Source organism: Nocardia rhizosphaerihabitans (assembly GCF_014646295.1).
Lineage (GTDB): Bacteria > Actinomycetota > Actinomycetes > Mycobacteriales > Mycobacteriaceae > Nocardia > Nocardia rhizosphaerihabitans.
Window position 1 is genome coordinate 580,791 of sequence record NZ_BMNE01000003.1, and the last position, 25,630, is coordinate 606,420.

At 68.1% G+C, this 25,630-nt stretch carries 21 protein-coding genes; 13 read left to right on the plus strand and 8 right to left on the minus strand.

Annotated elements, in window-relative coordinates:
- Positions 1-60 precede the first annotated feature (60 nt).
- The 4 genes from IEY60_RS15560 (at position 61) to IEY60_RS15575 (ending at position 3,381) form a co-directional block, all read left to right on the plus strand.
- On the plus strand, positions 61-792 hold the full coding sequence (locus tag IEY60_RS15560; RefSeq protein WP_189028626.1) for a MerR family transcriptional regulator: 732 nt from the start codon (positions 61-63) through the stop codon (positions 790-792).
- Between the two features lie 7 nt (positions 793-799).
- Positions 800-1,519 carry a TetR/AcrR family transcriptional regulator gene (locus IEY60_RS15565; protein WP_189028628.1) on the plus strand — a complete coding sequence of 240 codons (720 nt, stop codon included), beginning with the start codon at positions 800-802 and terminating at the stop codon, positions 1,517-1,519.
- 139 nt (positions 1,520-1,658) lie between these two features.
- Positions 1,659-2,252 carry a hypothetical protein gene (locus IEY60_RS15570; RefSeq protein ID WP_189028630.1) on the plus strand — a complete coding sequence of 198 codons (594 nt, stop codon included), beginning with the start codon at positions 1,659-1,661 and terminating at the stop codon, positions 2,250-2,252.
- Between the two features lie 130 nt (positions 2,253-2,382).
- On the plus strand, positions 2,383-3,381 hold the full coding sequence (locus IEY60_RS15575; protein WP_189028633.1) for an AurF N-oxygenase family protein: 999 nt from the start codon (positions 2,383-2,385) through the stop codon (positions 3,379-3,381).
- Between the two features lie 21 nt (positions 3,382-3,402).
- On the opposite strand, the gene IEY60_RS15580 is transcribed toward IEY60_RS15575, so the two are convergent.
- Both IEY60_RS15580 and IEY60_RS15585 read right to left on the minus strand, forming a co-directional pair.
- Entirely contained in the window at positions 3,403-4,128 is a 726-nt protein-coding gene (locus IEY60_RS15580; RefSeq protein WP_229739856.1) for a TetR/AcrR family transcriptional regulator, read from the minus strand.
- A 38-nt stretch (positions 4,129-4,166) separates the two neighbouring features.
- Positions 4,167-5,489, minus strand: coding sequence for a family 1 glycosylhydrolase (locus IEY60_RS15585; RefSeq protein WP_189028635.1), 1,323 nt, complete (start codon positions 5,487-5,489; stop codon positions 4,167-4,169).
- A gap of 345 nt (positions 5,490-5,834) precedes the next feature.
- On the opposite strand from IEY60_RS15585, the gene IEY60_RS15590 reads away from it, so the two are divergent.
- Positions 5,835-6,317, plus strand: coding sequence for a nitroreductase family deazaflavin-dependent oxidoreductase (locus IEY60_RS15590; protein ID WP_189028637.1), 483 nt, complete (start codon positions 5,835-5,837; stop codon positions 6,315-6,317).
- A gap of 3 nt (positions 6,318-6,320) precedes the next feature.
- Here IEY60_RS15590 and IEY60_RS15595 read toward each other — a convergent pair whose 3' ends face one another.
- From IEY60_RS15595 to IEY60_RS15605, 3 genes are all read right to left on the minus strand, one after another.
- A complete protein-coding gene (locus tag IEY60_RS15595; RefSeq protein WP_189028639.1) occupies positions 6,321-7,529 on the minus strand; it encodes a site-specific integrase in 1,209 nt (402 codons plus the stop codon).
- A 73-nt stretch (positions 7,530-7,602) separates the two neighbouring features.
- Entirely contained in the window at positions 7,603-7,842 is a 240-nt protein-coding gene (locus IEY60_RS15600) for a hypothetical protein (RefSeq protein ID WP_189028641.1), read from the minus strand.
- 81 nt (positions 7,843-7,923) lie between these two features.
- A complete protein-coding gene (locus IEY60_RS15605) occupies positions 7,924-8,625 on the minus strand; it encodes a winged helix-turn-helix transcriptional regulator (protein ID WP_189028643.1) in 702 nt (233 codons plus the stop codon).
- Between the two features lie 90 nt (positions 8,626-8,715).
- Between IEY60_RS15605 and IEY60_RS15610 the strand changes: the two genes are divergently transcribed.
- The 6 genes from IEY60_RS15610 to IEY60_RS15635 all read left to right on the plus strand — a co-directional run bounded on the left by IEY60_RS15610 (position 8,716) and on the right by IEY60_RS15635 (position 20,529).
- The gene (locus IEY60_RS15610) at positions 8,716-9,846 is read left to right on the plus strand and encodes an acyl-CoA dehydrogenase family protein (RefSeq protein WP_189028645.1); all 1,131 of its coding nucleotides are present in this window, start codon (positions 8,716-8,718) and stop codon (positions 9,844-9,846) included.
- Positions 9,847-10,271: 425 nt separating this feature from the next.
- Entirely contained in the window at positions 10,272-13,079 is a 2,808-nt protein-coding gene (locus IEY60_RS15615) for a DUF6603 domain-containing protein (protein ID WP_189028648.1), read from the plus strand.
- 41 nt (positions 13,080-13,120) lie between these two features.
- On the plus strand, positions 13,121-15,229 hold the full coding sequence (locus IEY60_RS15620; RefSeq protein ID WP_189028650.1) for a hypothetical protein: 2,109 nt from the start codon (positions 13,121-13,123) through the stop codon (positions 15,227-15,229).
- Positions 15,230-15,258: 29 nt separating this feature from the next.
- Positions 15,259-18,723, plus strand: a complete 3,465-nt coding sequence (locus IEY60_RS35780) for a hypothetical protein (RefSeq protein WP_229739857.1) — start codon at positions 15,259-15,261, stop codon at positions 18,721-18,723.
- A complete protein-coding gene (locus IEY60_RS15630) occupies positions 18,723-20,033 on the plus strand; it encodes a discoidin domain-containing protein (protein ID WP_189028652.1) in 1,311 nt (436 codons plus the stop codon). The genes IEY60_RS35780 and IEY60_RS15630 overlap by 1 nt, the downstream gene beginning before the upstream one ends.
- A gap of 100 nt (positions 20,034-20,133) precedes the next feature.
- Complete coding sequence (locus tag IEY60_RS15635; RefSeq protein WP_189028654.1) at positions 20,134-20,529, plus strand: RidA family protein; 396 nt, start codon at positions 20,134-20,136, stop codon at positions 20,527-20,529.
- Between the two features lie 48 nt (positions 20,530-20,577).
- Here the strand turns inward: IEY60_RS15635 and IEY60_RS15640 are convergent, their stop codons facing one another.
- A complete protein-coding gene (locus IEY60_RS15640) occupies positions 20,578-21,705 on the minus strand; it encodes an acyl-CoA dehydrogenase family protein (RefSeq protein ID WP_189028656.1) in 1,128 nt (375 codons plus the stop codon).
- 9 nt (positions 21,706-21,714) lie between these two features.
- Positions 21,715-22,878: an acyl-CoA dehydrogenase family protein gene (locus IEY60_RS15645; protein WP_189028658.1), complete on the minus strand. Its 1,164-nt coding sequence runs from the start codon at positions 22,876-22,878 to the stop codon at positions 21,715-21,717.
- Positions 22,879-22,949: 71 nt separating this feature from the next.
- Between IEY60_RS15645 and IEY60_RS15650 the strand changes: the two genes are divergently transcribed.
- Together IEY60_RS15650 and IEY60_RS15655 are read left to right on the plus strand one after the other, a co-directional pair.
- Positions 22,950-23,534, plus strand: coding sequence for a TetR/AcrR family transcriptional regulator (locus IEY60_RS15650; RefSeq protein WP_229739858.1), 585 nt, complete (start codon positions 22,950-22,952; stop codon positions 23,532-23,534).
- Positions 23,535-23,697: 163 nt separating this feature from the next.
- Positions 23,698-24,561 carry an alpha/beta fold hydrolase gene (locus IEY60_RS15655; RefSeq protein WP_373291718.1) on the plus strand — a complete coding sequence of 288 codons (864 nt, stop codon included), beginning with the start codon at positions 23,698-23,700 and terminating at the stop codon, positions 24,559-24,561.
- 40 nt (positions 24,562-24,601) lie between these two features.
- Here the strand turns inward: IEY60_RS15655 and IEY60_RS15660 are convergent, their stop codons facing one another.
- Positions 24,602-25,585, minus strand: coding sequence for a TauD/TfdA family dioxygenase (locus tag IEY60_RS15660; RefSeq protein WP_189028663.1), 984 nt, complete (start codon positions 25,583-25,585; stop codon positions 24,602-24,604).
- Positions 25,586-25,630: the final 45 nt, after the last annotated feature.

A 25,630-nucleotide genomic window follows, 5' to 3' on the forward strand; every position in this document is an offset into this window, starting at 1 on the left:
ACGCTAACGTCGACAGCCACAACTGTCAAAGTTCGGCGGGATCGGCCCTATGCTGGTCGGGTGCCTCGATACACCCGTGCGGAACTCGCCGACATCAGCGGCGTGGCGGCGCGCACGATCCGCTACTACCACTCGCTCGGCGTGCTGCCGAAACCCGGCCGCGCCGGCAAGGAGGTCGTGTACTCCGACGCGCACCTGGACCGGCTGCGCGACATCGTCGCCATGCAGGCCCGCGGGCTGCGCCTGGACGCCATCCGCGAGGTGTTCGACGCCGAACCCTCGCCCGGCGCCGGTGACTGGCGGATGCTCTTCGACCCGCGCGCCGCGCAGACGGGGGAGCGCGCCGTCCTGGTCGACGATGCCGAACTGACCGGCCTGCTCGGCGACCGCGGCACCGACGTCCTGGCCGAATTGATCGCGGCGGGCTACCTCGAGCGTCGCGGCGACAGCTGGTTCGTGCCCGACCGCCCCATGCTCAAGGGCGCGCTCGTGCTCTACGACGTCGGCACCGACATCACCCTCAGCGGTGTGCTGCGCACGCTGATCCGCGAACGGATCGCCGACCTCGCCGACGATGTCGTGCGCACGGTCCGCGCCGCGGCGGGCACCGGCTACGGCGGCGAGGACATCGGCGTCGACCTCACCCGCTTCCGCGACCAGTTCCTCGCCATGGCCTGGGAGGTCGGCGGCGCGACCTTCGCCGCGGAGATCGAACGCGCGGCCAATGTGGTCGACCCGGTCGAGGACACGGCCGAACGCCGCCGCCTGCACGGCGCCGCCGGTGCGCGATGATCGGTCGATGAGTACCGACCGACCAGGACCGCGGGCACTGGCTCGCGCCCAGACGATCGCCGACATCAAACGGATCGGCCGGGAGCACCTCGCGTCGCAGGGCGCCGCGGCACTGTCCCTGCGCGCTGTCGCCCGTGATCTGGGCGTCGTGTCCTCGGCGGTGTACCGATACGTGCGCAGTCGTGACGAACTGCTGACCATGCTCGTGGTGGACGGCTACAACGCGCTCGGCGACGCGGTCGACGCCGCACTGGCCGAGGCACCCGACGATCCGGCGACCCGATTCCGGACGGTCGCGCGGACGGTCCGGGCGTGGGCGCTGGCCGAGCCCGCCTGGTACGGCTTGCTCTTCGGCACCCCCGTGCCCGGCTACGCCGCGCCCGCCGAGGACACCGAAGCGCCCGGCGTGCGGGTGATCGCGACGCTGCTCGGCATCGTCGACAGCGCCTACCGCGCCGGGCAGCTCAGCGCCCCCACCGCGGAACCGGTGATCTCACCATCCACCGCGGGCGATTTCTCCGCTATCCGTGAGCAGTTCGGCCTGGCCGCCCCGGACTGGCTGATCGCCGTCGCCCTCACCGCCTGGACGACCCTGTTCGGCGCCGTGAACTTCGACGTCTTCGACATGTACGGCCGCGATACCTTCGCCGATCGGGCCGAAGTGTTCGACTTGCAGGTCGACCAGTTGCTGCGGATGCTCGGCTTCACGCAGGTTGCCACGAACTAGCCATTCGGTTCGGAGCGTCGGACCGCCTACCGTAGACCGGTCGGTACGGTAGCGAACGAGGTGATTCCCGCGGTATGTGGGGTGAGAGATGTGTGAACGGCGATGTCCACCGGTGTCGCCAACGAACGGGAGTGCCCGAGTGAATTCTCGCGAGGAGATCTTGCGCCGAGTCCGTGACAGGCTGCTAGACCTACCCGACGACGAGCGTCGGGTGCCGATGCGCCGTACGTCGGGCCACGGTGACGACGTCGATCCGGCCGAACGGGCGGCCGTACTCACCCGATTCGCCGACCGGTTGCGCGAACACGGCTCGCTCGTGCGAACCGTCGACATCGCGGGCCTGCCCGCCGCGGTCGCGGACGTGCTCTACGGCATGAGCGCGAGCTCGGTCCTGGCGGCCGTCGAACCGGGTCCGGCCTGGCTCGATCACTGGGCGAGCGCACCGGGTCACCAGGTCGTGCACGGAGGCTCCGGCACCACCGAAGCCGGTGACGCGGTGGTCCGCGACGTCGTCGCCGGCGACGCATCGAGCGGTTCGCTGGCACTGGACGTCGATGGTGGTCCCGCCGTCTCCGAGGCGATCCCGCAAGTCTGCGTAGTCCGCGCCGACCGAGTCTTCGGCTCCCTCCCCGACGCCCTCGACCGCCTCGACCCCCGTCGCCCCCTGGTCTGGCTCGGCGGCCCCGGCGATGCCGGGCTGGCCCGCCAACTGGTCGTCCTCCTCGTCGAGTAGTCGAAGACGGACGGCTGATCACAAGTCGGCGTGGTGGGTTGTGTGGGACTGGGAGTCTCAGTTATTCTCGGGGTAACCGGTGTGACGGCGCTTACAGTGCCCGCGCCGGACGCGAACCGAGGAGGCACCGATGACGCTGACCGAATCGAGCCGTGGCGGACTCATCACCGAGGAGTACCGAGATGCGCTGGCGACCCTTTCACAGGGGTCCGTCGACCGGCATTTCGATCCCTACCTCGATATCGATTGGGATTCGCCGGAGCTCGCTCTTGACCCGAACGATGTGCGCTGGGTGCTCTCGCCCGAGGTCGATCCGCTGGGCGCGACCCAGTGGTACCGCGACCAGCCGCTCGACAAGCAGGTCGCGATCGGCAAATGGCGCACCGCCAATGTCATCAAGGTCGGCGCTGCCTTCGAGAGCATCCTGATCCGCGGAATGATGCAGTACATCATGAAGCTGCCCAACGGCTCGCCCGAGTTCCGGTACTGCTTGCACGAGATGACCGAAGAGTGCAACCACATCCAGATGTTCCAGGAACTGATCAACCGCATCGGCGTCGACGTGCCGGGCATGCGGCCGCTGTTCAAGGCGCTCTCCCCGCTGATCGGCGTCGCGGGCGGCTACGCCCACACGATCCTGTTCATCGGCATCCTCGGTGGCGAGGAACCGATCGACCACTACCAGAAGGCCGTCATCCGCGAGGGTTCGTCGATGCCGCCGATGGTGTTGCGCACCATGGAGATCCACATCGCCGAGGAAGCGCGCCACATCTCCTTCGCGGGCGAATTCCTCGCCGCGCATATCGGGCGGATGGGCAAGTTCAACCGTGGCGTGTGTTCGGTGGCGTTCCCGATCGCCATGCGCTGGCTCGCCGGGGAGATCATGGCGCCGCCGCGGTCGTTCGAGCGGGAGTTCGACATTCCGCACGAGGTGATCGAGCAGGCCTTCTGGAAGTCGGAGCACTCCCAGAAGATCCTGTCCGGCTACTTCGGCGACATGCGCAAGCTGGCCGACGACCTGGGCCTGATGAACCCGATCGCGCGACGGACGTGGCGGGCGCTCGGCGTCGACGGACCCATCTCGCGCTACCGTAGCGAGCCCGAGCGCGGCACACGCCGGATCGCGTGAATGCCGACCGGTGGCGGTGGCTCAGCCGGCACCGGTGGCCAGCTGGGAAATGATCTCGACGAGCTGCTGATCGGGATCGAGGGTGAGACCGTGCCTGCGAGCGACGCCGTCGACGACGTGCCAGGCGTAGGAGGCGACCTCCTCGATCAGCTGCTCCCTGGTCAGGACCGGATTCGGGTCGTTGGCCCAGCGGGTGACGGTGGCTTCGGTCATCGACACGATGGCGAAGGTCATGGTGTCGGCCGAGCCGTCGTCGGTCACGCCGACGACACCGGCGAGACCGGTGACCAGCGCCCTGGTCGACGCGGCGATGGTTCCGATCAGCGCGCTCATCGCGTCGACATCGGGATCGGTCTCCGACGGGCCGGTGCGCAGGAACTCGTGCAGCCGCGGATGCTCCTCGATCCAGGTGACCACGCCGCCGACGGTGCGCACGAGGATTTCGCGGATGGACCCGTCGCCGATATCGAGGGCGTCGTCGATGTCGGCGACGAATCGGTCCGCGATCTCGCTCCTGATCCGGCGATCCAGCTCGTCACGACCGGCGAACTGCCGGTAGACGACGGATTTCGCGAGGCCGGCGTTCTCGGCGATCTGCACGATCGGGACTTCGACGCCGGCGGGCGCCTGCTCGATCAACTCGACCGCCGACAGCACGATCCGCTCCCGGCGGCTGTCGTTGTGCGGCTGCCATCGGGCTTGTCTGCCGCTCACGGCGCTGGAGGGGCGTGACGTTGCGCTCGACACCCGCCCGAGTGTAGAGCACCCGGCGGGTCCCGAAACCGCTACCGCGGGACCGACACAGGATCGGTGCAGCTGGTCAATGCGTCGACCAGGGAGCACGGCACGGGTCCGCGCGTCGGTCGATAACCGGCGGGGACGCCACCGAGCGCGGTGATCGCCCGGTAGGCCGCGACGGCGTCGGTCGGCTTACGGGAGAGGGTGGGGTCGGTGAGCACGTCGACCGTGTAGAGGCCGAACCGTGGTGTGTAGGAACCCCATTCGTAGTTGTCGGTGAGGCTCCAGTAGTTGTAGCCCATCAGCGGGATGCCGTCGGCGACGGCGCGCTGCAACCAGTAGACGGTGTCGCGCAGCGAATCGGCACGGGTGTAGCCGTCCGCGCGTGGCAGCCCGTTCTCGGTGGGGATGCCGTTCTCGACGATGTAGAGGGGCTTGCCGGGGAAGCGGCGCGCGTAGTGATCGAGCGCGTAGTAGATGCCTTCGGCCTGCAGCGGAATCGTCCAGAGCCGGTCGAAATCGGGGACGGCGAGCTGGGTGGGGGACAGACCGTAGTAGTAGTCGATGCCGATGTAGTCCAGGCGGGCCGAGATCCGGTCGATCAGTGGGCCGCTGACCGCGTCGTCGGCGGCGGGGATGTAGGCGACATTGCTGGTGACCTGGGCGCCGGGCTGCACGGCATGGATGTAGTCGTAGATGCTGTTGTGCGCCTGCGTGATTCGTTCACCCATGGTGAGTGCGTCGGTCGTGCCGATACCGCCGCGACGCAGCTCGTTGACCAGATAGAACGTCGGCTCGTTGAAGGTCACCCAGAGCGGGTCGACGCCGGCGAAGCGGTCGACCACGCGCCGGGCGTTCGCCAGCCAGTTCGTCACGATGTCGGGATCGCGCCAGCCGCCCCGATCGGCGGCCCAGCCCGGGTACACCCAGTGGTCGAGGGTCAGCATCGGGCGCATGCCCGCGTCGGTGATCGCCCGGACGACATCGTCGTAGAAGGCGAGTGCGCTCTCGTCCCAGACGCCGGGTTGCGGTTGCACCCGAGCCCATTCGATGCCGATGCGGTACACGCGCACACCGAGATCCGCGGCGAGGGCGATGTCGGATCGGTAGCGCGTGCGGAAGTCGACCGAGTTCAGATACGGGTCGTGCGTGGCGCCCGATTCGGCGTATCGGCGCCAATTGCTGTCCGGCGCATCGCCTTCGGCTTGGAAGCCGGACGCTGCCACGCCCCAGAGGAATTCGGGTCCGAGGGGCGCCAACTGGGCGGGTGCGGGAGGTCGAGCGAGGGTGGGGGAGAGGCTGGCCGGGAGCAGGGTCGCGGCGGCCAAGGCGATCGTGACAAGGAATCGGCGACCACTGGGGGAGGGCATGACACTCGCTCCTGGCATGAAAGGGGGAGGGGAGTGTTTCAGTGTGCGGCATCGGGCAGGTTGATTCCGGGAATCAGGTCGGTGCGGCGGCGAACGAACTCAAAGTCCATATACAACATGTCAATACGTAGATATGCGCATCTACTTATAAAAGATCCTCTTCGTTCCATCGACGTCCGCCACCGATACCAGCGATCTCCTCATTTCTCGACAACTCACCAGCACAGACGAGGGAGGGCGGCAGGCTCCGCATGTCGTGACGGCTCTCCGGGGAGTCGAGTGAGTTGCCTCTCAGGGGGCCGTCCTGAGTCGATGGATCCGTTTCCCTCGAGCCAGGATTCGAGGATGGCGTGGAATCCCTTACCTGCCCTCGCACGCGAATTCGCCACCCAGCCCTGGGTGATGCGTGGCGCTGGCGTCGTCTTACCGGCCGAACGACTGCTACGCAGGCTCAGCGGCGGCCGGTGGGGAGTTCTGGACCTGGCCGGCCTCCCGTCGATCGAGGTCACCGTGGTCGGCCGCAAGTCAGGCCAGCCGCGGACCACGTCACTGCTGTGCGTCCCGGACGGCGACGGCTTCTATCTCGTCGGCTCGAACTGGGGCAAGCCGCAGCATCCGGCATGGTCGGCGAACCTGCGCGCGGCCCGCACCGCCTCGGTTCGCTACAACAGCAGCTCGTCGTTCCCGGTGACGGTCATGGAGATCACCGGCGTCGAGCGAAAGCGCGTCTGGGATCAGGTCGTGGAGTTCTGGCCCGGCTACGAGATGGAGTTCGAACTCTCCGGCGGCCGCGAGTTCCGCATCTTCCGGCTGGACCGGATCAGCTGATCGTCACAGACCGAGCTTGGTGACGGCATTGTCCTCGAGCGGGTTCGCGGTGCGGATGTAGCCGTGCACCGTGCGCGGGTTCGCCCAGCGGCCCTGGCGCATGATCTCGCGGTCGCTGGCGCCGCCGAGTGCGGCTTGGGTGGCGAAGCCGGCCCGCAGCGAGTGGCCGGAGAACAGGTCGGGGTCGAGGCCCGCCCGTGCGGCGTAGCGTTTGACCAGCTCGGCGACCGCTCGCCCGGACAGCGGCGCTGCGCCGATGGAACCGTGCCGGTTGATGGTGGGGAACAGCGGTCGCTCGGTGTCTGTGCTGAGTGGCGTGCCGGTGAAGCCGTGGCAGCGGTGGATCGTGGTGTCGGGCACGGGGTGATCGGCCGTCCACGAGCGGGTGCCGGGATCGCCCGCGTCGGCGTGGACCTCCAGGAGGCGGACCCAGTCGGCGAACGCGCAGATCGGGCAGGTCCGGGGGTGTTTGCCGCGAGGCAGGGCGATGCGCTGTTCGGCGACGCCGGTGGGGTCGGTCTTCGTGGTCGGCAGGTGCACGACGAGCAGTGGTTCGCCGGTGGTGTGGTCGGTGCGTACATGTACGTCACTGATCCGCAGGCCCGCGAGCTCGCTGCGCCGCAGGGCGCCGGCGAATCCGACCAGCAGTGCGAGGGCATCGCGGCGGCGGGCTGGTTCGGTGGGCCAGCCGGGTTCGGGAAGTTCGGCGAGGAGTTGATCGAGGGTGTGCAGCAGGACCGGCCGTTTGCGGGTCGGCGGGGTGCGCCGGGTGCGCCGGATGCCGCGCAACGTGAGCCGGACGACGTCGGAACGCGTCGGCGAGGGGAGTCCGTTGGCCGCGTGGACTGCGGCGATGGCGGCGGACTTGCGGTCCAGTGTCGCGGGGCTGAAGGCCCAGGCGCCGCTCTCGCGTCGGGCATCGGCGGCCGCGGCGAGATACACGGCGACATCGAGTGGGTCGGCGGGCAGCGCCTGGCGTTGCTCGGCCACGCACCAGCCCGCCCACGCGATCCAGTCCGTGCGGTAGGCGCGCAGGGTGTTGGCCGACTGGGAGGCCTCGAGGTAGCGGCGCAGGGAATCGGCCTGGCCGTCGTCGAATCGTTCGCGGACCAGACGCAGGGCGGCGGTGTCGACGAGAACGCTGCGCACGCCGCGGCGCAGCTCGGTCCGTACCTGTTCGGGAAGGACGACCGCTGCGTCGCTGCCGCTCACGTCGCCACTCCTCGCGTGAATCACTCTGTCGCCGATGACTCCTGGCGTTCGAGCCTAGGTCATCGGCACGCGATCACGGCATCTCCGCGAGCTCGGCGAGCTTGGTGTGGATGTACGCGGCGAGCCGGTGCCGCCCCGCGGTGGTGAGGAAACTGGTGTCACCGAGTCGCGGAAAATGGTCATCGACGTGGTCCGACGGTGTTTCGGCGACGTCCCTGGAATCGCCGACTAGTTCGAGATGTGCCGGATGTTGCTGGGGGAGAGGAACATTCGGCACCTCCGTGTCGGCGTGCGTTGCTCCGTGGCGTACCATGACGAAACCCTAACGTTTTGATTACGGCCGTTGCCAACATGACAGGCCAGGTAGTGATAACTGCCACGTTTTCAATTCAAGTCAGGACGCGCGGGCGGTCGTGTCCTCGGCCATGGCCGATTCGCGGACGTATCCGGCGACGGGGCTCAGTCGCAGGACGGTCGGCATGCGGCGGGTGAGGGCGGGTGGACCGGTGAATACCACTCGGCCGGTGTGCTGGGCGTGACTCAGTGGCATACGGCCCAGCCACACTTCGTAGAGCGTTGCCACGTCCGCGACGATGGTGACGTCGACCGGGTAGCCGGGATCGGTTTCGCACACCGAGGGCGCGGCGCCTTCGACGACGATCCAGAACCGTCGCACGTCGTCGGTGAAACGGATGTGCAGGACGTTTCGTCGGCCGGGAAGGCTCGAAGTGTCGACGCGGGTGTGCATCCACCAGACGAGCAGCGCCGCGTCGAGCTCTTCGTCGCGGGGTGCTCCGAATGTCCAGCGTGCGCCCCATTCGCCCAGGCCGAACAGGATCGGCTGGAGTTGGGTGCCCGCGTCGGTGAGCAGGTGTTCGGTGCCGATCTTCTCGATCAGCCCGGCGCGTTCGAACTGGCGCAGGCGTTTGGCGAGCAGGCTGCGGGAGAGTCCGGGGAGGCCGCGGGCGAGGTCGTTGAAGCGGGTGGTGCCGAGGGAAAGGTCGCGCAGGATCAGCAGCGACCAGCGTTCGCCGAGCACGTCGAGCGCGCGGGAGATGGGGCAGTACTGGCCGTAGCCTGCGGTCGTAGTCGTCATGGTCACCTCACCGACGGGGTCCACTTTCAGGACCGGGGGAGTCCACTTTCTGGACTATCTGGTTATCGCGGCGGTTCCTACCTTCGAAACATGACTTCCACATTTACCGACACCACGACCATCACCGACCGCGTCGCCCTGGCCCGCGAGATCGGCGAATCCCTCCGCCCTGAGGTGCCCGAGCGGGACCGCACCGGCGAGATCTCCGTCGCCGCGTTCGACCGGTTGCGAGCCAGCGGCCTGTCCGCCGCGCTCGTGCCCACCGAATTCGGGGGCGGCGGCGCGAGCCATCAGGAGATGGGGGAGATCCTGCGCGAACTCGGCAGGCACGATCCGTCGACCGCCGTCGCGTTCGCGATGCATTCCCATCTCGTCGCCGCCCAGGTGTGGCGGCACAATCACGGCGTGGACGCCTCGGCGGTGTTCGCGAAGGTGGCGGCAGGCGCGATCCTGGTGAGCACCGGCGCTTCGGACTGGGTGGACTCCAATGGTTCGGCTGTGCGCGTGGACGGCGGGTATCGGGTGAGTGCCCGCAAAGCGCCGGCCAGTGGTTGCGAGGTGGGCGACGTGCTGGTCACCAGCGTCCGCTACGAGGACGAGGGCGACCAGGTCCTGCACTGCGCGATCCCGATGACCGCGCCCGGGGTGAGCATCGACAAGACCTGGGACACGTTGGGCCTGCGGGCCAGCGGTTCACACACCGTGGTCCTCGACGACGTGTTCGTCCCCGATGCCGCGGTGTCGATGATCCGGCCCGCCGGGGTGTGGCCGCCGGTGTTGAATGTGGTGATCGGCGCGGCACTTCCGCTGGTGCTCGCCGCCTACCTCGGTGCCGCCGACTCCGCTGTCGAACTCACCGCACGGCTGCTCGCGGGCCGCACCGAACCGCACACGCTGCAGTCGGCAGGCGAGATGCTCAACGCCTACACCACCGCCGCCGACCTCGTCGCCGCCATGTTCACCGACTCCGACAACCTCGGCTTCGCCAACACCGACGAGTACGCAGGCCGGACCCTGAGCCGCAAGACCGTCGCCGCCGACGCCCTCATCACCACGGTGCGCCTGGCGATCGAGACCACCGGCGGCGCGGGCTACTCGCGCTCATGCGATCTCGAACGCCTGTACCGCGACATCCACGGCTGCCAGTTCCACCCGCTACCGCGGGCCAAGCAAACCCGGTTCAGTGGCCGGGTCCTGTTGGGCCACAGCCCACTCGGCTGACCACGACGGTGAGTCCGGTCCGGAGCGGGTACTACCCGTAGAGGTGGGCGGTGACGGTTGGGTCGTTGGCCAGCACGAAGTCGACGGTTCGAGAATCGCCCACTCCCGTCGCGCCCGATCCGGGTCGGCCGCGGGCAGTAGGTCGGGCGCTTGGCGAGCGCGGCGAAGGTGATGCGGTGGATAGTGGAAGGACTGTGCGCGCCACACGCGAACGCGGGTGTCGTCCTGTCCGGAATGTGGTGCGCGGGTCCGAGTGGTGGCTTATTGTTCGGATCGTGCGACCTACCGGTCCAGTCACTGTGGAACCGGGGTTCCAGTACCTCTCGTGATCTCGATGGCACCCTCCGGCAGCACCTTCTCGTGTGTTGCCCGACGAGGTGAGCGGAAGCTGTTTCGTAGTTCGCTACTCACGGAGGAGAACAGCTGTGAGCGTCCAGATCGATTGGCTGCGTCATCTTCTCGAGGAAAGCGATAGTGAGCCGACCGAAGTTCCTGTCGATTCCTTCGGTATCGGTGACGGGCTGCGGGCCCTCTTCCCGGACGGGGTGTTGCGTTTCGGGACCAATGGTTCCGGGACCCGTGAAGCGGTGGGCACCGCGCGGGTCCCGTTCTCCGAAATCGCCGCCCTGGTCACCCTCCGAATCGCCGAGGGCGACAGCTCGGCCGAACTGGACCTGCGCCTGCCCGGGCAGGGAGCGCCCGCGGACCTGCTGGCCAGATGCGTCGGCTTCGAGTTGCCTGAGCTGCCCTGCCCGCTGCTGGAGCAGGTCGACATCCGGCTGAACGCGGCCGGCACGGTGCTCACGGCCAGTGGGCCCGGCTCGACCGTGCGGATGCACGCCGACAGCGAGCGGGTGTTCACCGTGGCGGCGGATGGCTGGCGCGTCGTCTGCACGGACGCGCCGGTGGCTGTGACGAGGCTGGCCGAACTGGGCATCATCGAGCTCGGTCGCGGCGCGTTGCCCGATCCGCTCGGCACCGATCTGCCACCGGGCAGCTGGCTGCTGCTGCCCGCCGCGCCGACCCGCCCGCGCCGCACGGTGGTGCCGCTGGCCACACCTCGCGGCGACGTCGAGCTCGACCCTGCCCGGCGCGATGGCCTCGGCCGGGCGCTGCCGGTCGTAAAGTCGAGGACTCACCGCACCGGATTCGTGCATCCGCCGGTCCGTGCGGTCGCGACCGCCGACGGGTTCGTCCTGCTCGCGGGCACCGGTTCCGGTTCCGAGCGCGGCAACGGCCGCTGGGGTCTGACCATCAGTGAAGACGGCGCGGTTGCCGATGTCGGTTACGACTACAACCCGCTGATGATCACCGGGGCACTCGGGCTGCTCAACGCGCAATCGCCGTACAAGACGATCATCGGCGGCGTCCTGATGTTCTCGTTCAAGGGCGCGAAATCGGGGCTGTACGGCACCGGCGCGGGCGCGTACGTGGTCCCGGAGTCGGGGGCGGCGAAGCCGTCGTTCTTCGGTTACGCGGGTATCGGCGGCAATCCGGGCATCGGTATTCCGGCGATTCGGTTGACCGGTGTAGCGGTGGGTTTCGGCTGGAACAGCCGTATCCGCATCCCGGCGGTCGCCGCACTGGACGACTTCCCGTTCGTCAAGGCGCTCAGCGATCCCGGGGCCATCGGTGGCGAGAGCGAGGATCCGGTCGAGATCCTGCGTACCCTCACCCTCACGTCCAATCCGTGGATTACCGCGCAGGACGACGAGCTGTGGGTGGCGGCCGGGGTCGGCTTCACGCTCGCCGAGCTGATCGAGGGACGACTGCTGGCCATGGTGCAGACCGGCGAGGAGCTGACCATCGCCTTGATGGGCACCGCTGCCGCCGACCTCCCCAAGGGCGGCGGGCGCAAGTATGCCCGGATCGGGGTGGGGTTGAGCGCGGTGATCAAACCGGCGCAGGGCGAACTGGCCTTCGACGCGGGCCTCACCGGCGACTCGTTCCTGTTCGACCCGAATTGCCGTTTGCGCGGCGGGATCTCGCTGCGCACCTGGTTCGGTCCCAGCCCGTACGCGGGTGACTTCGTCTTCTCCGTCGGCGGCTTCCATCCGAACTACCGTGCGCCGAAACAATATCCGGCCCAGCCGAGGGTCGGCTTCGACTGGGATCTGACCGGTGCGGTGACCATCTCCGGCAACGCCTATCTGGCGATCACCCCGGGCGCGGCGATGGCAGGCGGCGGCTTGGCCATCCGGTTCCATTCCGGCGTCGTGCGGGCGTGGTGCACGGCACAGGTGGACGCGCTGATCCAGTGGAAGCCGTTCTACTTCGACGTGGGACTGCGGGTGTCCATCGGCGTGTCCGCGTCGGTGAAAATCGTCTTCGTCCGCGTCACGATCACCGTGGAAATCGGGGTGCAGCTGGAGGTCTGGGGCCCACCGACCGGCGGTAAGGCGAAGGTCAAGCTGTGGTTCATCTCCTTCACCATCAATTTCGGCAACGGTCGCGCCGGTGCCAGCAACGAACTCGACTGGCCCGGCTTCAGTGCGCTGCTTCCGCCCGCGGAGAACAATGTGCGGGTGCTGCCGGGGGCGGGTCTGCTGGTCGAGAAGCACCCCGCGACCCGCACCCCGGCGAACGACTACTGGGAGGTGTCGGCCAGCGGATTCACCTTCACCACCGACACCACGGTGCCGCTCACCAAGATCTATCTCGGCACCGGGAGCGCGCCCGCCGAATCGGGCAACACGGTGAATCTGCGCCCTACCCGGTGGCGCGGCGTAACGAGCAACCAGCGCGTGCAACTCACCCTCGACGGCACCGCGCGTGACCTCGGCGAATGGGTGCGCGCCCGACACACCGCCACCGTCGCCGCCGAACTGTGGGGCTCCGGTAGTTCCGGCACCCTGCCCGGTGACGGCGACCAGGTGGTGTCCGATCAGCTGTTGGGCGTCCGAATGACCTCGCCCGCACCGAAGCACGGCACCTCCACCGGGTTCATCGACCAAGAGGCGATCGAGTTCGACGACGTGTCCCCCGACGGCGCACTGCACCTCGATCCCGACGCGACACCGGACGGTGCCATCCCGCAACGGCCGGGTGGTGTCATCGCCACGATCGCCGCGACCATCGCGGCGCCGCGGCAGGAGACCGCGCGAGCGCACCTCGTCCAGCAGCTCACCACGCTCGGTTTCGACGTCGGCGCGCTCGACGAGGACCTGTCCGGCTACTCGGTGGCATGCCAGACGGCATTCACCGCGGAGCCGATGCTGGTTCGCGCCAACTGAATCCGCCCGGTTCGAGTGTCCCCCGAGAAGAGGAGCTCGCCATGCCGATCACCAGTCATCGCACCCGTTTCCTGGACCACCGCATCCCCTCGCTCTACGCCGGCCAGTACCGGCTCAGCGTCGAACAGAACATCGACACCGTCGCCGACTTGCCGACCCGACAGCAGAACTTCGGGGTACGCGGGCCGAGATTCTCCCTGGGCGGCTCCGAGATCCACGGCTGCTACCCGGTCCCGGGAGCCGTCGGAAAGTACAGCCAGATCCTGCCGCACATCACCCTCGACGCCGCTGGTCTGCCCTGGGCGCGGTTGCTCGGCTCGTACGGCGACGGCGTCCCCTGGGTGGCGTTGTTGCTGTTTCGTGAGGACGAGCTACCCGAGGACCCGCAGGCCGTCGGCGAGGTCACCATTTCCACGGTCCGGCAACTGCTCGACGGCGACGCCGGGCCGGGGAAACCACCGTCCATCACCGCCGAATCGCTGATGGAAGGCGAGGCCGACATGGCCTGCAGCAGTGTCCTCGTGCCCGCCGAGGTGTTCGCCACGATCCGTCCGACCGTCGCCGAACTCGCCCTGCTCGCCCACATCAGGGAGGGCGGGCCGCCCGACGCCGACCATGTGCGCGGCACCGATCCCGAACCCCAGCTCGCCGACCTCAACGCCACCGTCGTCACCGGCCGATTCCCGACCCAGACCGCGGGCAGGCATGTCGCTCACCTGGTTTCGCTGGAAGGGTTCCACCCGTTCCTCACCGGCACACCGCCGAGCGAGGGTCTGCGCCTGGTCACACTGCACGCGTGGGCCTTCGAGACGCTGGACGACTCCGGCATCGGGTTCGGTGATCTCGTGCAGCACTTGGCCGCCGAACCCGATCTGGCGCTGCGAGTTCCGCTCGCCGCCGGATCCGCCGACGACGACACGATCCGGCGGTTGCGCTCCGGCGCCGGCGTGCTGGGCCAGCGTCTCGAATCCGGCGAACGCACCGTCAGCTTCTACCGCGGACCCCTCACCGCCGAACCCGCCCCCGCACTGCCAACCCCAGCGGCGCCCCGGCTGGAATCGGCCGGAGAAGCACTGGTCTATCTGGAGCAGTGGGGAATCTTCGATACCGGATATGCCAGCGCGTTCAGCCTCGGCCGCGCCCTCGCCATGGCCGACGGCCCCTTCCGGTCCCGGCTGCTGGAATTCCGAAAATCCGCACGCGGCGCGGCTCGCCGGATCAGCGCGCACCCCGGCCTGGTCACCGGCCGCAGCGTCGAGGCCGCGGGCCGTGCGGTGTTGCGGAACCGGGCTCGCGCGAACTTCGATCAGTTGCTCGAGACACGGCTCGCCGGTGCGTTGGGTCGCACCGGCGCCGATCTGGCCGCCGCGCCGATCCGCCCCGCCGTGCGGGCCACCCGCGGCAATGGTGCGTTGACGGCGGCCGGGCTGCGCGCCACCATCGCGCAGGCCGAAACGCGCGCGGTGTTGCGGGCCGCGGTGACCGAGGAACTCGATCCGGTCCAGGAGTGGCTGAATCGTCTTGCCGCACTGGAGATGTTGCCGTTCGAGCACCTGGTGCCGGACCCGCGCATGCTGCCGCAGGAGAGCATTCGCTTCTGCTACGTGGACGACGGCTGGGTGCGGGCCGCGGTGGACGGCGCGCTGAGCGTCGGTGTAGGCCACGCCCTCGACGCCGATCTGAACGCGCTCGCCGCCGAGATCAGCGCGCCACCCGCGTGCGGGGTGCTGATCCGCTCCTCCCTCGTCCCGAACTGGCCACGCACCATCTACAGCGCGTTCCGGGGTGAGCGGGAGATCGCGCCGAGCAGGCGGGCGACCTTCGGCAACGGCGTCTTGCTGTTGCTCTACCCGGAGGTCGTTGACACCTTCACCATCGCGGAACCGCCGCAAGGGCTGTACTTCGGCATCGGTGACGTCGGCACCATCGAACTGCGCAGGCTGACCGGCGACATCGGTTCGGGCATGGGCGAATTCCCCGACCCTGCCGGATTCGGGCGGTTCTTGCGGCCGACCGGGGACGTGCTCGACATCGAGAACAAGCTCGTGCCCGAGCTTGCCGCCCTGCACAGCTTGCCGACGCTGTCTCCTGCCCAGTTCGCGCTGCAGATGATCCGGAGGCCGCAGATCCAGACCTTCGACCGGTCCTGACCCGATCCGATCTCCCGGAGGCAACCACCATGCCCAACGACACGCTCGTCGTCCCTGTCGAGGTCGCGGCGTTCGCGGTCAACGCGCAGACCCGTGACACCGACGGCACCTATGTCATGCAGCGCTGGATCGCCAACTTCGTGCCGTTCGTCGACGACAACGTCGCCCCTGAACCGCAGCCCTTCGCCGGCACCGAAATCTGGGGCGGCGACGCCTCCCGGATCGGTGTGTACGTGCAGTGGCAGCTGCCCGAGGCTCTCACCCAGGGCCACCAGGACGAAACCACCGGCGAGATCGGCGATTTCCCGCTGGTGCCCAATCGCTGGCTGGTGACGCGCCGCTCCAACGGCGGCGTGCGCGCGTGGATTGTGCACAGCGACTTCCTCGCCCCCCGCGAGGGCACGGTGTCCTACCTGGATCCGCACGCCGAATCCGCCACCGCGACCAAGATCGGCAAGCTCGTCGAGCTGACCACCGGCGAGCCGTGGCAGGAGCCGGGCGGGATCCCGTTCCTGACCGCGCTCGGGCCGGGACTACTCACGTTCTCCGCGTTCCAGCCGTACAACAAGAACGTCTTCTCCATCCACGACACCCTCGCCGATCTCGACGGCGACGACCGGCTCAGCTACCAGGTCCTCGGCTGGTACTCCGATCCCGCCGCCGACATTCTCGTCGTCGGGGACAACGCCGAAACCCCCTTCGCCGCACTGATGTCGAATCTGGAGTGGACCCTGGCTTCGACCTTCGGTAGCCCGCGCCGCTCGGTGTACTCGGGTAGCGCCCTCGGCATCGACTGGCGCCCGGACGGCGGTGTCTACCCGTCCGACAGTCCGCGAGCCGCCGACATCGCCGTGGCCATCGGCAACAGCACCGCGGAGGCGGCGGGTGTGCTCCAGGAACAGACCGGCGGCACCAACTCGCTCAGCGAGGACGCGGCCCGGCTCTACAGCGCGTTCACCCTCGGCGTGCTGAACGAGTACGACCGCGTCGACGGCGATCTCTTTCCCGAACGCGCCGCACACCGTTCCGGATTCGCCCCTGTCCCAGGCGGTTTCACCTGGCGTGTAGTGGACCGCGGCGGTGAGCAGGGCCGCGCCGGGCTGTCGGCCGCCGAGCGGGCGAGCGAATCCGCCCGTGCCGCCGAGGTCGTCGCCGAGTTGAACGGCGCCCAGCGCGATCTCGATGACAAGGAACGCGAACTCCACGCCCTCCAACAGCGCCTGCACGTGCTGTGGTCGTTGTCGCAGGAACCGAAACAACCGGACTTCTTCGCCAGTCGGATCGCCGCGGAACTGGATCCGCAACGGTGCGCGGATCCGGAACAGTGCAGACACACCGCGTGCCGGGTCAAGGGCCTGGTCGCCGATGTCGCCGCGCGGCGTGGCGAAATCCCTTGGGCGACAACGGCGGACGAGCTGGCCGCCCGAGCCGCCGACTATGCCACCCAGCACGGCCTGCGGGCCACGCTGGAACTACAGCGCTCCCCGGAGGAGCCGTTCGAGCAGCACGCCGACCCGGTGTTGATGCTGGCAGGGGCCAACCTGAACGCGCCGCTGACCCGCGGCTCGGATCTGCCGTGCCGGGTGGAGGAACGCCTCGTCACCGCCATCGGGTCGATCACCGCGACGACGGTGGCCGGCGAGGTGAACAAGGTGAACGTCACCGGCCTGCCCGGTCCGATGCGCGCCCTGGTCACCGAGTTCTTCATCATCGATCAGGCCCGCAAGACCGGCGTCGGCCTCGACGGGGCCACCGGAACGCTGCCCGAGTACGGCACCGCGCTGTGGCGCCAGCCCTGGCAGCCGCTGTACCTGATGTGGGAAGCCGAATACACCGCGATCCCCTTCATCGAGGGCAGCGCCGAACGTTGGCACTTCGACGGCACCCGCTATCGCTGGCAGGGCGAGGGGGAGCTGAAGGCGGCGGTCACCGTCAGCGGCCGCCAGATGCTGGCCCCCGTCAGCGGTTACGACCAGGAAGGCAAGCTCGACAGTTACGTCAACGGCCGCGACGATCTCCCCGAGTCGCTGCTTCGGGGGGTACGCGAGCAACTGAACGAGCTGGATCAACTGTCGCAGCGTCTGGACGGGCTCAGCGAAGCGGTCGGCCAGCGGCTCGCGGGCGGAAACCGGACTCCCATCGGCGCCATCGGTGACCTGATCGGCTCCGGCGTCGGCTCGGCCCCCGACCCCGGGCCGCAGCCAGTGTTCGAATGGGATGACTGGGAGCCGTCGGACTTCCAGGAACTGCGATCCGGGCATCTGATGTTCACCCGGTTGTCCGTGGTCGATCGGTTCGGTCGCGCCGTCAACCTCATCGACAATCCACTGCACTTCGACAGGCTCCGCAAACCCCTGTCCATGACACCCGACCACGCTGTCGGCGAGATCCAGACCGACCGCTATGTCGAACTCGGCCCGCGTCTTCTGCAACCTGCCAAACTGCGGTTCGATTTCCTGTCCGCGACCGCGGACACCGACGTCGAACTCAGCGCGGGCGCCAATCCGATCTGCGCATGGCTGGTGCACAACCGCCTCGATCGTGCGCTGGCCTGCTACGCCCCGGACGGCAAGGTGCTCGGTGATCTGCGAGTCGTGTTGTCCCCCAACGGGCAACGTATCGTCACATGGACCGCGCTGCCGGAGTCGCCGGTGCTGGACTTCGACCAGCTCGCCACCGATCATCCGCACGCGCACCAGTTCCTGGCCGCGATCAAACAGCGCGGCCCGGCCGTGTTCGATTCGGTGCGCGCGTTGATCGATGAAACTCTCACCCAAATCGACCCGGACGGTCCGGAAGACAAGTCGCTCGGCTTCCTGCTCGGCCGTCCGCTCGCGCTGGTCCGCGCCCGCCTGGACCTGCGCCTGTGCGGCCCGGTCCGCACCGATGTCACCTGGCAGCAGGTGCTCAACCCGGCGCCGCCGCAGATGCCCGGGTACCGGTGGTTCGTTCGCCTCGGTGAGGCAGAGCAAACCGACGACGGCCTGGTCGGCTACGTCCTCGACGACGACTACGAGCACTTCGAGACGGTCCTCGCCCCGACCGGCGAGCACGGCGGCTACCTTCGCCCGATCGGCGAAGGGGAACGCATCCGGCTCGCTTTCGCCGGCGACAGCGACGCCACCCTCACCCTCCTCGCCGATCCGCGCGCCGCGGTGCACGCCACCACCGACATCCTCCCGGTCGAATCGGTGTTCGTCCCACAGCGATTCACCGACGCCGCACTCGCCGAAATGGCTGTGGCGTTCCGCGCCGGGCCGCTGCTGATCGGCACCACCGAGGGCGGTGCGGCCGTACTGCCCCAACCCGCGACCGTCACCGGGACCTGGTCGTGGGCCGAGCAGCACACCACGGACTGGTCCGAACTGCCCGTCGTCGCACCCGATCCCGCTTCCCTGCCGATCGGCGCCGACCCCGAGATTCGCTCCGGATTTCTGGTGCTCAGCGACGCGGCCGAGCACAGCCGCAACCACAACAACCAAGGAGCCCGCTGATGACTACCATCCCGCAGTACTCCGCACCCACGACGACAGCCACCGACGGTTCGGTGAGTAGCAGCGCGCCACTGCATTTCGATCTCAACACCAACCCGGACCCGGTCCGCATCTCCCCGTCCAGCGGTGACCCGCAGCGCGCCGACATCATTTTGGTGGGCAGCCGCCGTAGCGCGTCGGCCATCGAATGCCGCAAGATCACCGTCGTTGTCCCCACCGGCACCAATTCACCCGACCTGACTCCGGACCTCACCAGCGTTTCCGCCCAGATCAGCCTGCCGGACTGGACACCGACCACCAATACCGCCACCAAGACGATCACCTTCACACCCGCTTCCGGTCACGCCGAGATCGGCCGCGATCAGGGCGTGACCGTGCAACTGATGGGAATGCGGATCAATGAGGTAGTCGGTAACGCGGTGCTGCGGATCGACATCGAATGGCGCGAAGCGGGTTACGACGATCCGTGGGCGACCGACACCACAGAATTCGACATCGGCAAATTCCCGGCGAGTTTCCACGTGGACAATTTCATCGCCGAGGAACTCGTGATCGACAACCGTGGCTCGGTCAAGCTCAACTGGGAGGCGAGCGGTGTCTCCTCACTGCGGCTGCTCTACGACGTCGCCGACATCAATGTCATGAACATGACCACGTTCACGGTCAAGACTGTCACCCACACCACTGTGTTCTATCTGCGCGCGACCATCCAGGTCGGCAACAACACGGTCGAACGCATACTGTCGACCACCGTCACCGTCCGCGTACCCGACCTCGAGGTCGGCAACCTCACCGTGCGCGGTGGCCTGCGGGCGCTCGGCAACCTCATCGTGGACTTGCCCCGGCTCATCGATCCGACAGCGAGCATCGGTGTCGACCCCGAGCATCCGCCGGAGAACATGCTGGATGGGAATCTCGACACCTACTACCAGAGCGAGACGGATTGTGTCGGGCAGTACGGCGGTACTTTGTACATCGACCTCGGTAGCGTCCAGGTGATCGATGCCATCGACATCTATTTCGGTCGCCCTGACGGTAGTTACATACCCGACGCGTTTTTCGTGAACGGCTCAATCGAGGGTCACAACAATCCGACCAGGCTGGTCACGAGTAACTCTCCGGAGCGTGAGGTGCACTGGACCGGCAGTGTCCAGATGCGACACCTCACGCTGAACGTCCGCAGAAATTCGGCGGGTGGCCGTGTCGCCATTCGATCGATCCAGGTCGGGCGACCGCGGCTGGGGGTCACCCAAGATGCCGCTTCTTTCGGTGTCCCCGTCACCGCGCATCGAGGAATCATCGAAGGCTGATGCCCGGAGTGGCGCTACAGCCGGCCTGCCCGTGTTGTCACACTCGCGATGCCTGCGTCGTCATCTCGGTGCGAACCGTTCGCGACGACAGGAGAGACACGTGTCTGTGGAGATCATCAATCCGGCCGAGCTGCACGATCCGACGGGGTTCGGGTACAGCCATGTCGCACGCGTGACCGGGGAGCTCGTGCTGATCGCCGGTCAGTACGACTCCGACGGTGACGGGCACACGACGACCACGGATTTCGCCGGGCAGGTCGATCGGGCGTTCGGCAATCTCGGGATCGCGTTGCGGGCGGCCGGGCTCGACTACGGCGATGTCGCGCAGCTGCGGACGTTCATCGTCGAGCACGACCTCGACAAGCTGACGATCCTCGGCAAGAAGATCGCCGAGATCTGGGGTGACCGGCCGCCGGTGCAAACCCTGCTGGGCGTTGCCGCGCTGGCGCTGCCCGGGATGCTGTTCGAGGTGGACGCGGTCGCCGTCCGGGGGTGATCGGGGAGCTGCTCGACATCGCCGCGGCGGCGATGTCGAGCAGTGTCCTCAGATCTCGGCCAGCTGGTGGTCGGCGACGTGACCGGCCAGGTAACGCAGGTGATCGCTCGAATCACCGAGCGTGTGCTCGATGGCGGTCAGGCGTGCGGTGTAGTGCCCGACGGGGTATTCGGCGGTCATGCCGATGCCGCCGTGCATCTGGATGGCCTCCTGCCCGATGTGCCTGCCCGAGCGCCCGATCCGCAGTTTCGCGCGGGAGGCGACCATCGGATCGGCGACCCCGTCGGCCAGTGACATCGACGCGTACAGGCTCATACTGCGGGCCAGTTCCAGCGAGACGTACATGTCGGCGGCACGCTGGGTGAGGGTCTGGAAACTGCGCAGCGCGACCCCGAACTGTTTGCGGGTGCCGAGATAGTCGGTGGTGAGCCGCAGCGCTTCCGCCATCGCCCCGACCGCTTCGGCACCCAGTGCCGCCTGCGCGGTGATCACCACGTCGGCGATGAGGTCGGCGGCATCGTCGGGTGTGCCGAGCAATTCGGCTGCCGCGCCGTCGAATTCGATGTCGGCGCCGCGCCTGCCGTCGTGGGTGCGGAACCCGGTCCTGGTGACGCCCGGTGCGGTGGGGTCGACGAGGAACAGTGCGGTGCCGCCGCCGGGCAGCGCCGCGCTGACGATGAGCCGGTCGGCGCTGTCACCGTAGGCGACAGGGTGTTTGCGACCGGACAGCTGCCAGCCGTCACCGTGCGGCAACGCCTGCGTGCCGATGCGCGTGGAGGGCCACCGTGTGCCGGGCTCGGCGTGGGCGAACACCGGCCGCAACTCGCCGTCGGCGATCTTGGGCAGCAGTTCTTTGCGCTGGGTCTCGGTACCGGCCCGGCCGATGATCAGGGCAGGCAGGAGCGCGCAGTCCAGGACCGGTTCCGGTGCCAGGGCGCGACCGAGTTCCTCGAGCACCAGCATCGTCTCGATCGGGCCCGTGCCCATGCCGCCGTCCTCGGCGGAGATGGTCAGGCCGAGCAGGCCGATCTCGGCGAAGGTCGACCACACCCGCGGGTCCCAGCCCAGCTCGGTGCCGATCACCTCGACGCGACGTTCCGGCGTGTAGTGGCGGGTCAGGACGCTGCGCACGGTGTCGCGCAGCATGGTCTGTTCGGTGCTGAGTTCGAAATCCATGGCAGTGCCTCACAGTCCGAGGATCGTCGAAGCGATGATGCTGCGCTGCACCTCGTTGGATCCTCCATAGATCGATGTCTTGCGGTAGTTCAGGTAGGTGGCGGTGCTGCGGCGCGCCCAGTCCGCGGTGTCGGCTTCGGCGGCGAGGGATTCCGGGCCCGCGATGTCGACGAACAGTTCGGTGACGGCCTGCTGCAGTTCGGTGCCGCGCAGTTTGAGAATCGAGGACACCGGGTTGGGCGCCCCGTCGGCCGAGCCGGCGACCACGCGCATCTGGACGATTTCCAGTGCCAGCAGCTCGTTTTCGAGTTCGGCGATGCGGGCGGCGAAGACGGGATCGTCGAGCAGGGTGCCGGTGTCGAGCCGGGTCTGCTTGGCGTATTCCTTGGCCAGCCACAGCCGCACCTTGGTCTGCCCGACGGCGGCGATGCCGGTGCGCTCGTTGCCGAGCAGGAACTTGGCGTAGGTCCAGCCCTGGTTCTCGGCGCCGACGAGCTGATCGGCGGGCACCCGCACGTTCTCCAGGAACACCTCGTTGACTTCGAAACCGCCGTCGATCAGCTCGATCGGCCGGACCGTGACACCGGGGGAGTCCAGGGGGAACAGCAGCATCGAGATGCCCGCCTGCTTCTTGGGCGCGTCCGGGTCGGTGCGGGCCAGGCAGAACATCCAGTCCGCGCTCTGGGCGGCGGTGGTCCAGGTCTTCTGGCCGTTGATCACGTACTCGTCGCCGTCACGCACGGCGACGGTGCGCAGCGAGGCCAGGTCGGAACCGGCGTCGGGCTCGGAAAAGCCCTGGCACCACCAGATGTCGAGGTTCGCGGTGGCGGGCAGGAAGCGCTGCTTCATCTCCTGCGAGCCGAACTGCGCGATCACCGGCCCGATCATGTTGGCGTTGAACGTGAGCGGCTCCGGGACCGACGCGAGCTGCATTTCGTCGTGCCAGATGTGGCGCTGGATCGGGGTCCAGTCGCGGCCACCCCATTCGACCGGCCAATTCGGCACCGCCAGCCCGTGCGCGTGCAGGATGCGCTGGGTCGTGACGATGTCGTCCTTGCTGAGTTCGGCCATGTGCCGGGCTCGATTACGGATGTCGGCGGGGATTTCGTCCCGGAAGAAAGCACGCAGCTCGTCGCGGAAGGCGAGCTCGTCCTCGGTGAGTGCCAGTTGCATGGTCGAGTATGTTACACAGAGATCCCTATGTATCAAATGGTAGCCGCGAAGGAGCACTTATGCTGTGCGATGTGACGCGAGCCGAGGGAACGAGAGCGCCGGGACGCCCGGCCGCGGCCAGCCGCGACGACGTGCTGAAAGCCGCGGTGGAGGTCTTCCTGTCCGGCAATCGCGTCGACGTGAACGCCATCGCCGCCCAGCTCGGCCTCGGCCGGACCAGCATCTACCGGTGGTTCGGTTCCCGCGACGGGCTGCTCGGCGCGGCGATCGCCCGCCAGCTCGAGCGGATGGTCGCCTACGCCGACCGAACCAGTGACGCCACCGGCGCCGAACGCCTCAACGAGATCCTCGATCGCTGCATCCACTGGCTGGTCGAAGACGATTCGCTGCGCACCTATTTCGACAACGAGTCCACCGGGGCGCTGCGCCTGATCACCCGCAGCGACGGTCCAGTCCACCAAGCCGCGGTCGCCATCGTGGAGGGTCTCATCGAGCGCGCCGAGGAGCAGGGCTACCGACCACCCATCGAACGCGCCACCTTGGCCTATGCGCTGGTCAGGCTCTGGGAAGCATTCCTGTACAACGACGCTGTCGCCGGCTTCCGCGGCGACGTCGACCGCCTGCGACAGGTCCAAGCCGCACTGCTACGCGCCTGAGCCTGCTGTCTCACCCGTCGCCGAGTGCGCTGTCGATCGACCGGTCGAGCAACGTGGTCGCTGTCGGGGCCGTGCCGCTGCGCCTGATTTCGGCTGCACCGATGACTTTCGGGTGAATCCGTCGTCGATATCTCTGGATAGACCGACAGACAGGAGCCCAGGCATGGCGAGACCGTTTCGATCTGGCATGCCCTCGGTGCGGGTGAACGGTGTAGACCTCGGCATCGAGAGCTTCGGCCGCGAGGACGATCCGCTGGTCCTGCTGGTCGGCGGCACGACGATGTTGTCCTGGCCCGACGCGCTGTGTGCGCGGCTCGCTTCGTGCGGGCGGCGGGTAGTCCGCTACGACCTGCGTGACTGCGGCGCGTCGACAACCATCGACCCGGAGAATCCGGCATACGACCTACGGGATCTCGTCGCCGACGCGGCCACGCTGGTCGGGGTGCTCGGTGCCCGGACCGCCCATCTCGGTGGGGTCGGCGTCGGTGGAATGGTGGCCCAGGTCGCCGCGCTGGACTACCCGGAGGTGTTCTCCGCCCTGACCCTCGTCGGCACCCGGCCGGTGGGGCCGGGCCCGGTCGACGAGGACCTACCGGACCACGACGCCGCGGTCATCGGCGCGCTGTTCTCCCGCCCGCGGCCGGACTGGACCGACCGGGAGGCCGTCGCGGCGTTCGCCGCCGACGGTGCCGAGCAGATGGGCAACGATCCGCAGGAAGCGCGGGTGACGGCGGCCCGCATCTGGGACCGGACACCGTCGAGCGATCCGGCGGTGCACCAGGCGAACCAGCTCGGGATGGTGTTCTCCCGGATCGACTGCACCCCGCGATGGCGGGAGCGGCTCGGTGAGCTCGACATGCCCACGCTCGTGGTGCACGGTCGCGCCGACCCGTTCTTCCCGGTCGGCAACGGCGAGGCCCTCGCCGCCGAGATCCCCGCGGCGCGACTGCTCGTCCTCGACGACATGGGTACCGCCCTGCGGCACACCGCGGCCGACCAGGTCGCTGCCGCCATGCTCGCCCGCTGACCGCTCGGCTGAACGCGCCGGGTTGTGCGGGAACCCCGGATCATCGGGTGAGGATGTATCCGTCGTGTGGCCGGTGGTCGCGTGAGCGGCGCAGGTCGGCGATGGCGAACGTGCGTTGCACCCAGCGGTCCGCGCCGTCGTAGCGAGGTTGGAAGGCGGTGCGGCCATGGACAGTGACCCGGTTGTCGATAATGGCCAGATCGCCGGGTGTGAGCACCGTGGTACGGGCGACAGAGTTGCAGGCTCGGCCGAATTCGGTCAGCGCTGCCTCGGCGCGCGGTGTCAGCGCGGTAGTCGCGATCGTGGCCATCCGGATGTCGGGGTCGTCGACCGCGCCCGACAGCAGCGGCTGCGGTGAGCGCACGGCGTTGTCGGAGGGAAAAGACGGTGGCGGTGCGGTGATGAACTCTGGTGCGAACAGCGTTTCCCGGGCCGCTGCGCTGAGCAGGGGCAGTGCCTGCCGAATACAGGCGGTACGCAGACCGGCAATCCGGTCGTGATCGGCGCGCAGGCACAACAGCAGCACATAGTCGGGTTCGTGCAGGTGGAAGGCGTTCTCGTTGTGGAAGGTCAGTAGCACCGAACCGGCGTTCCCCGAGAAGGATTCCTTGCCACGCACCGGTACGACGTCCTGCACGAGGGCACCGGACTTCTCGGCCAGATACGCGGCCGGGTCACCGAGCCCGCAGGCGATCATGGTGAGAACGGCAGCGGAGACGACTGCCGCACGCTGCACGGAATCCGCTGTCGAGGGTGTGGCGGGCAGCATCGTCTCGTCGACCGGCAGGCCGTGGATCACCAGTGACCCCAGCGGTCCCGAGTGCCGGCGGAACTGCCGAACACCGCGACGCAGCCTCAGCGGCAACGCATCCCAGGAATGACGGGCCCGCGCGACCCACGCAGGGTCGTCGACCCGGTCCTGGTCTCCCGTGCACAGGGTACGGGCGATCCGGTCGATCTCGGTGGTGTCGATTGGAGTCAACTCCAGGTCGGCGAAGTCGACGGTGTCAGTGTTTTCGTGCATCGACGCTCTCTCCCCATCCAGCACACCAGCGGCGCAAGGGACTGC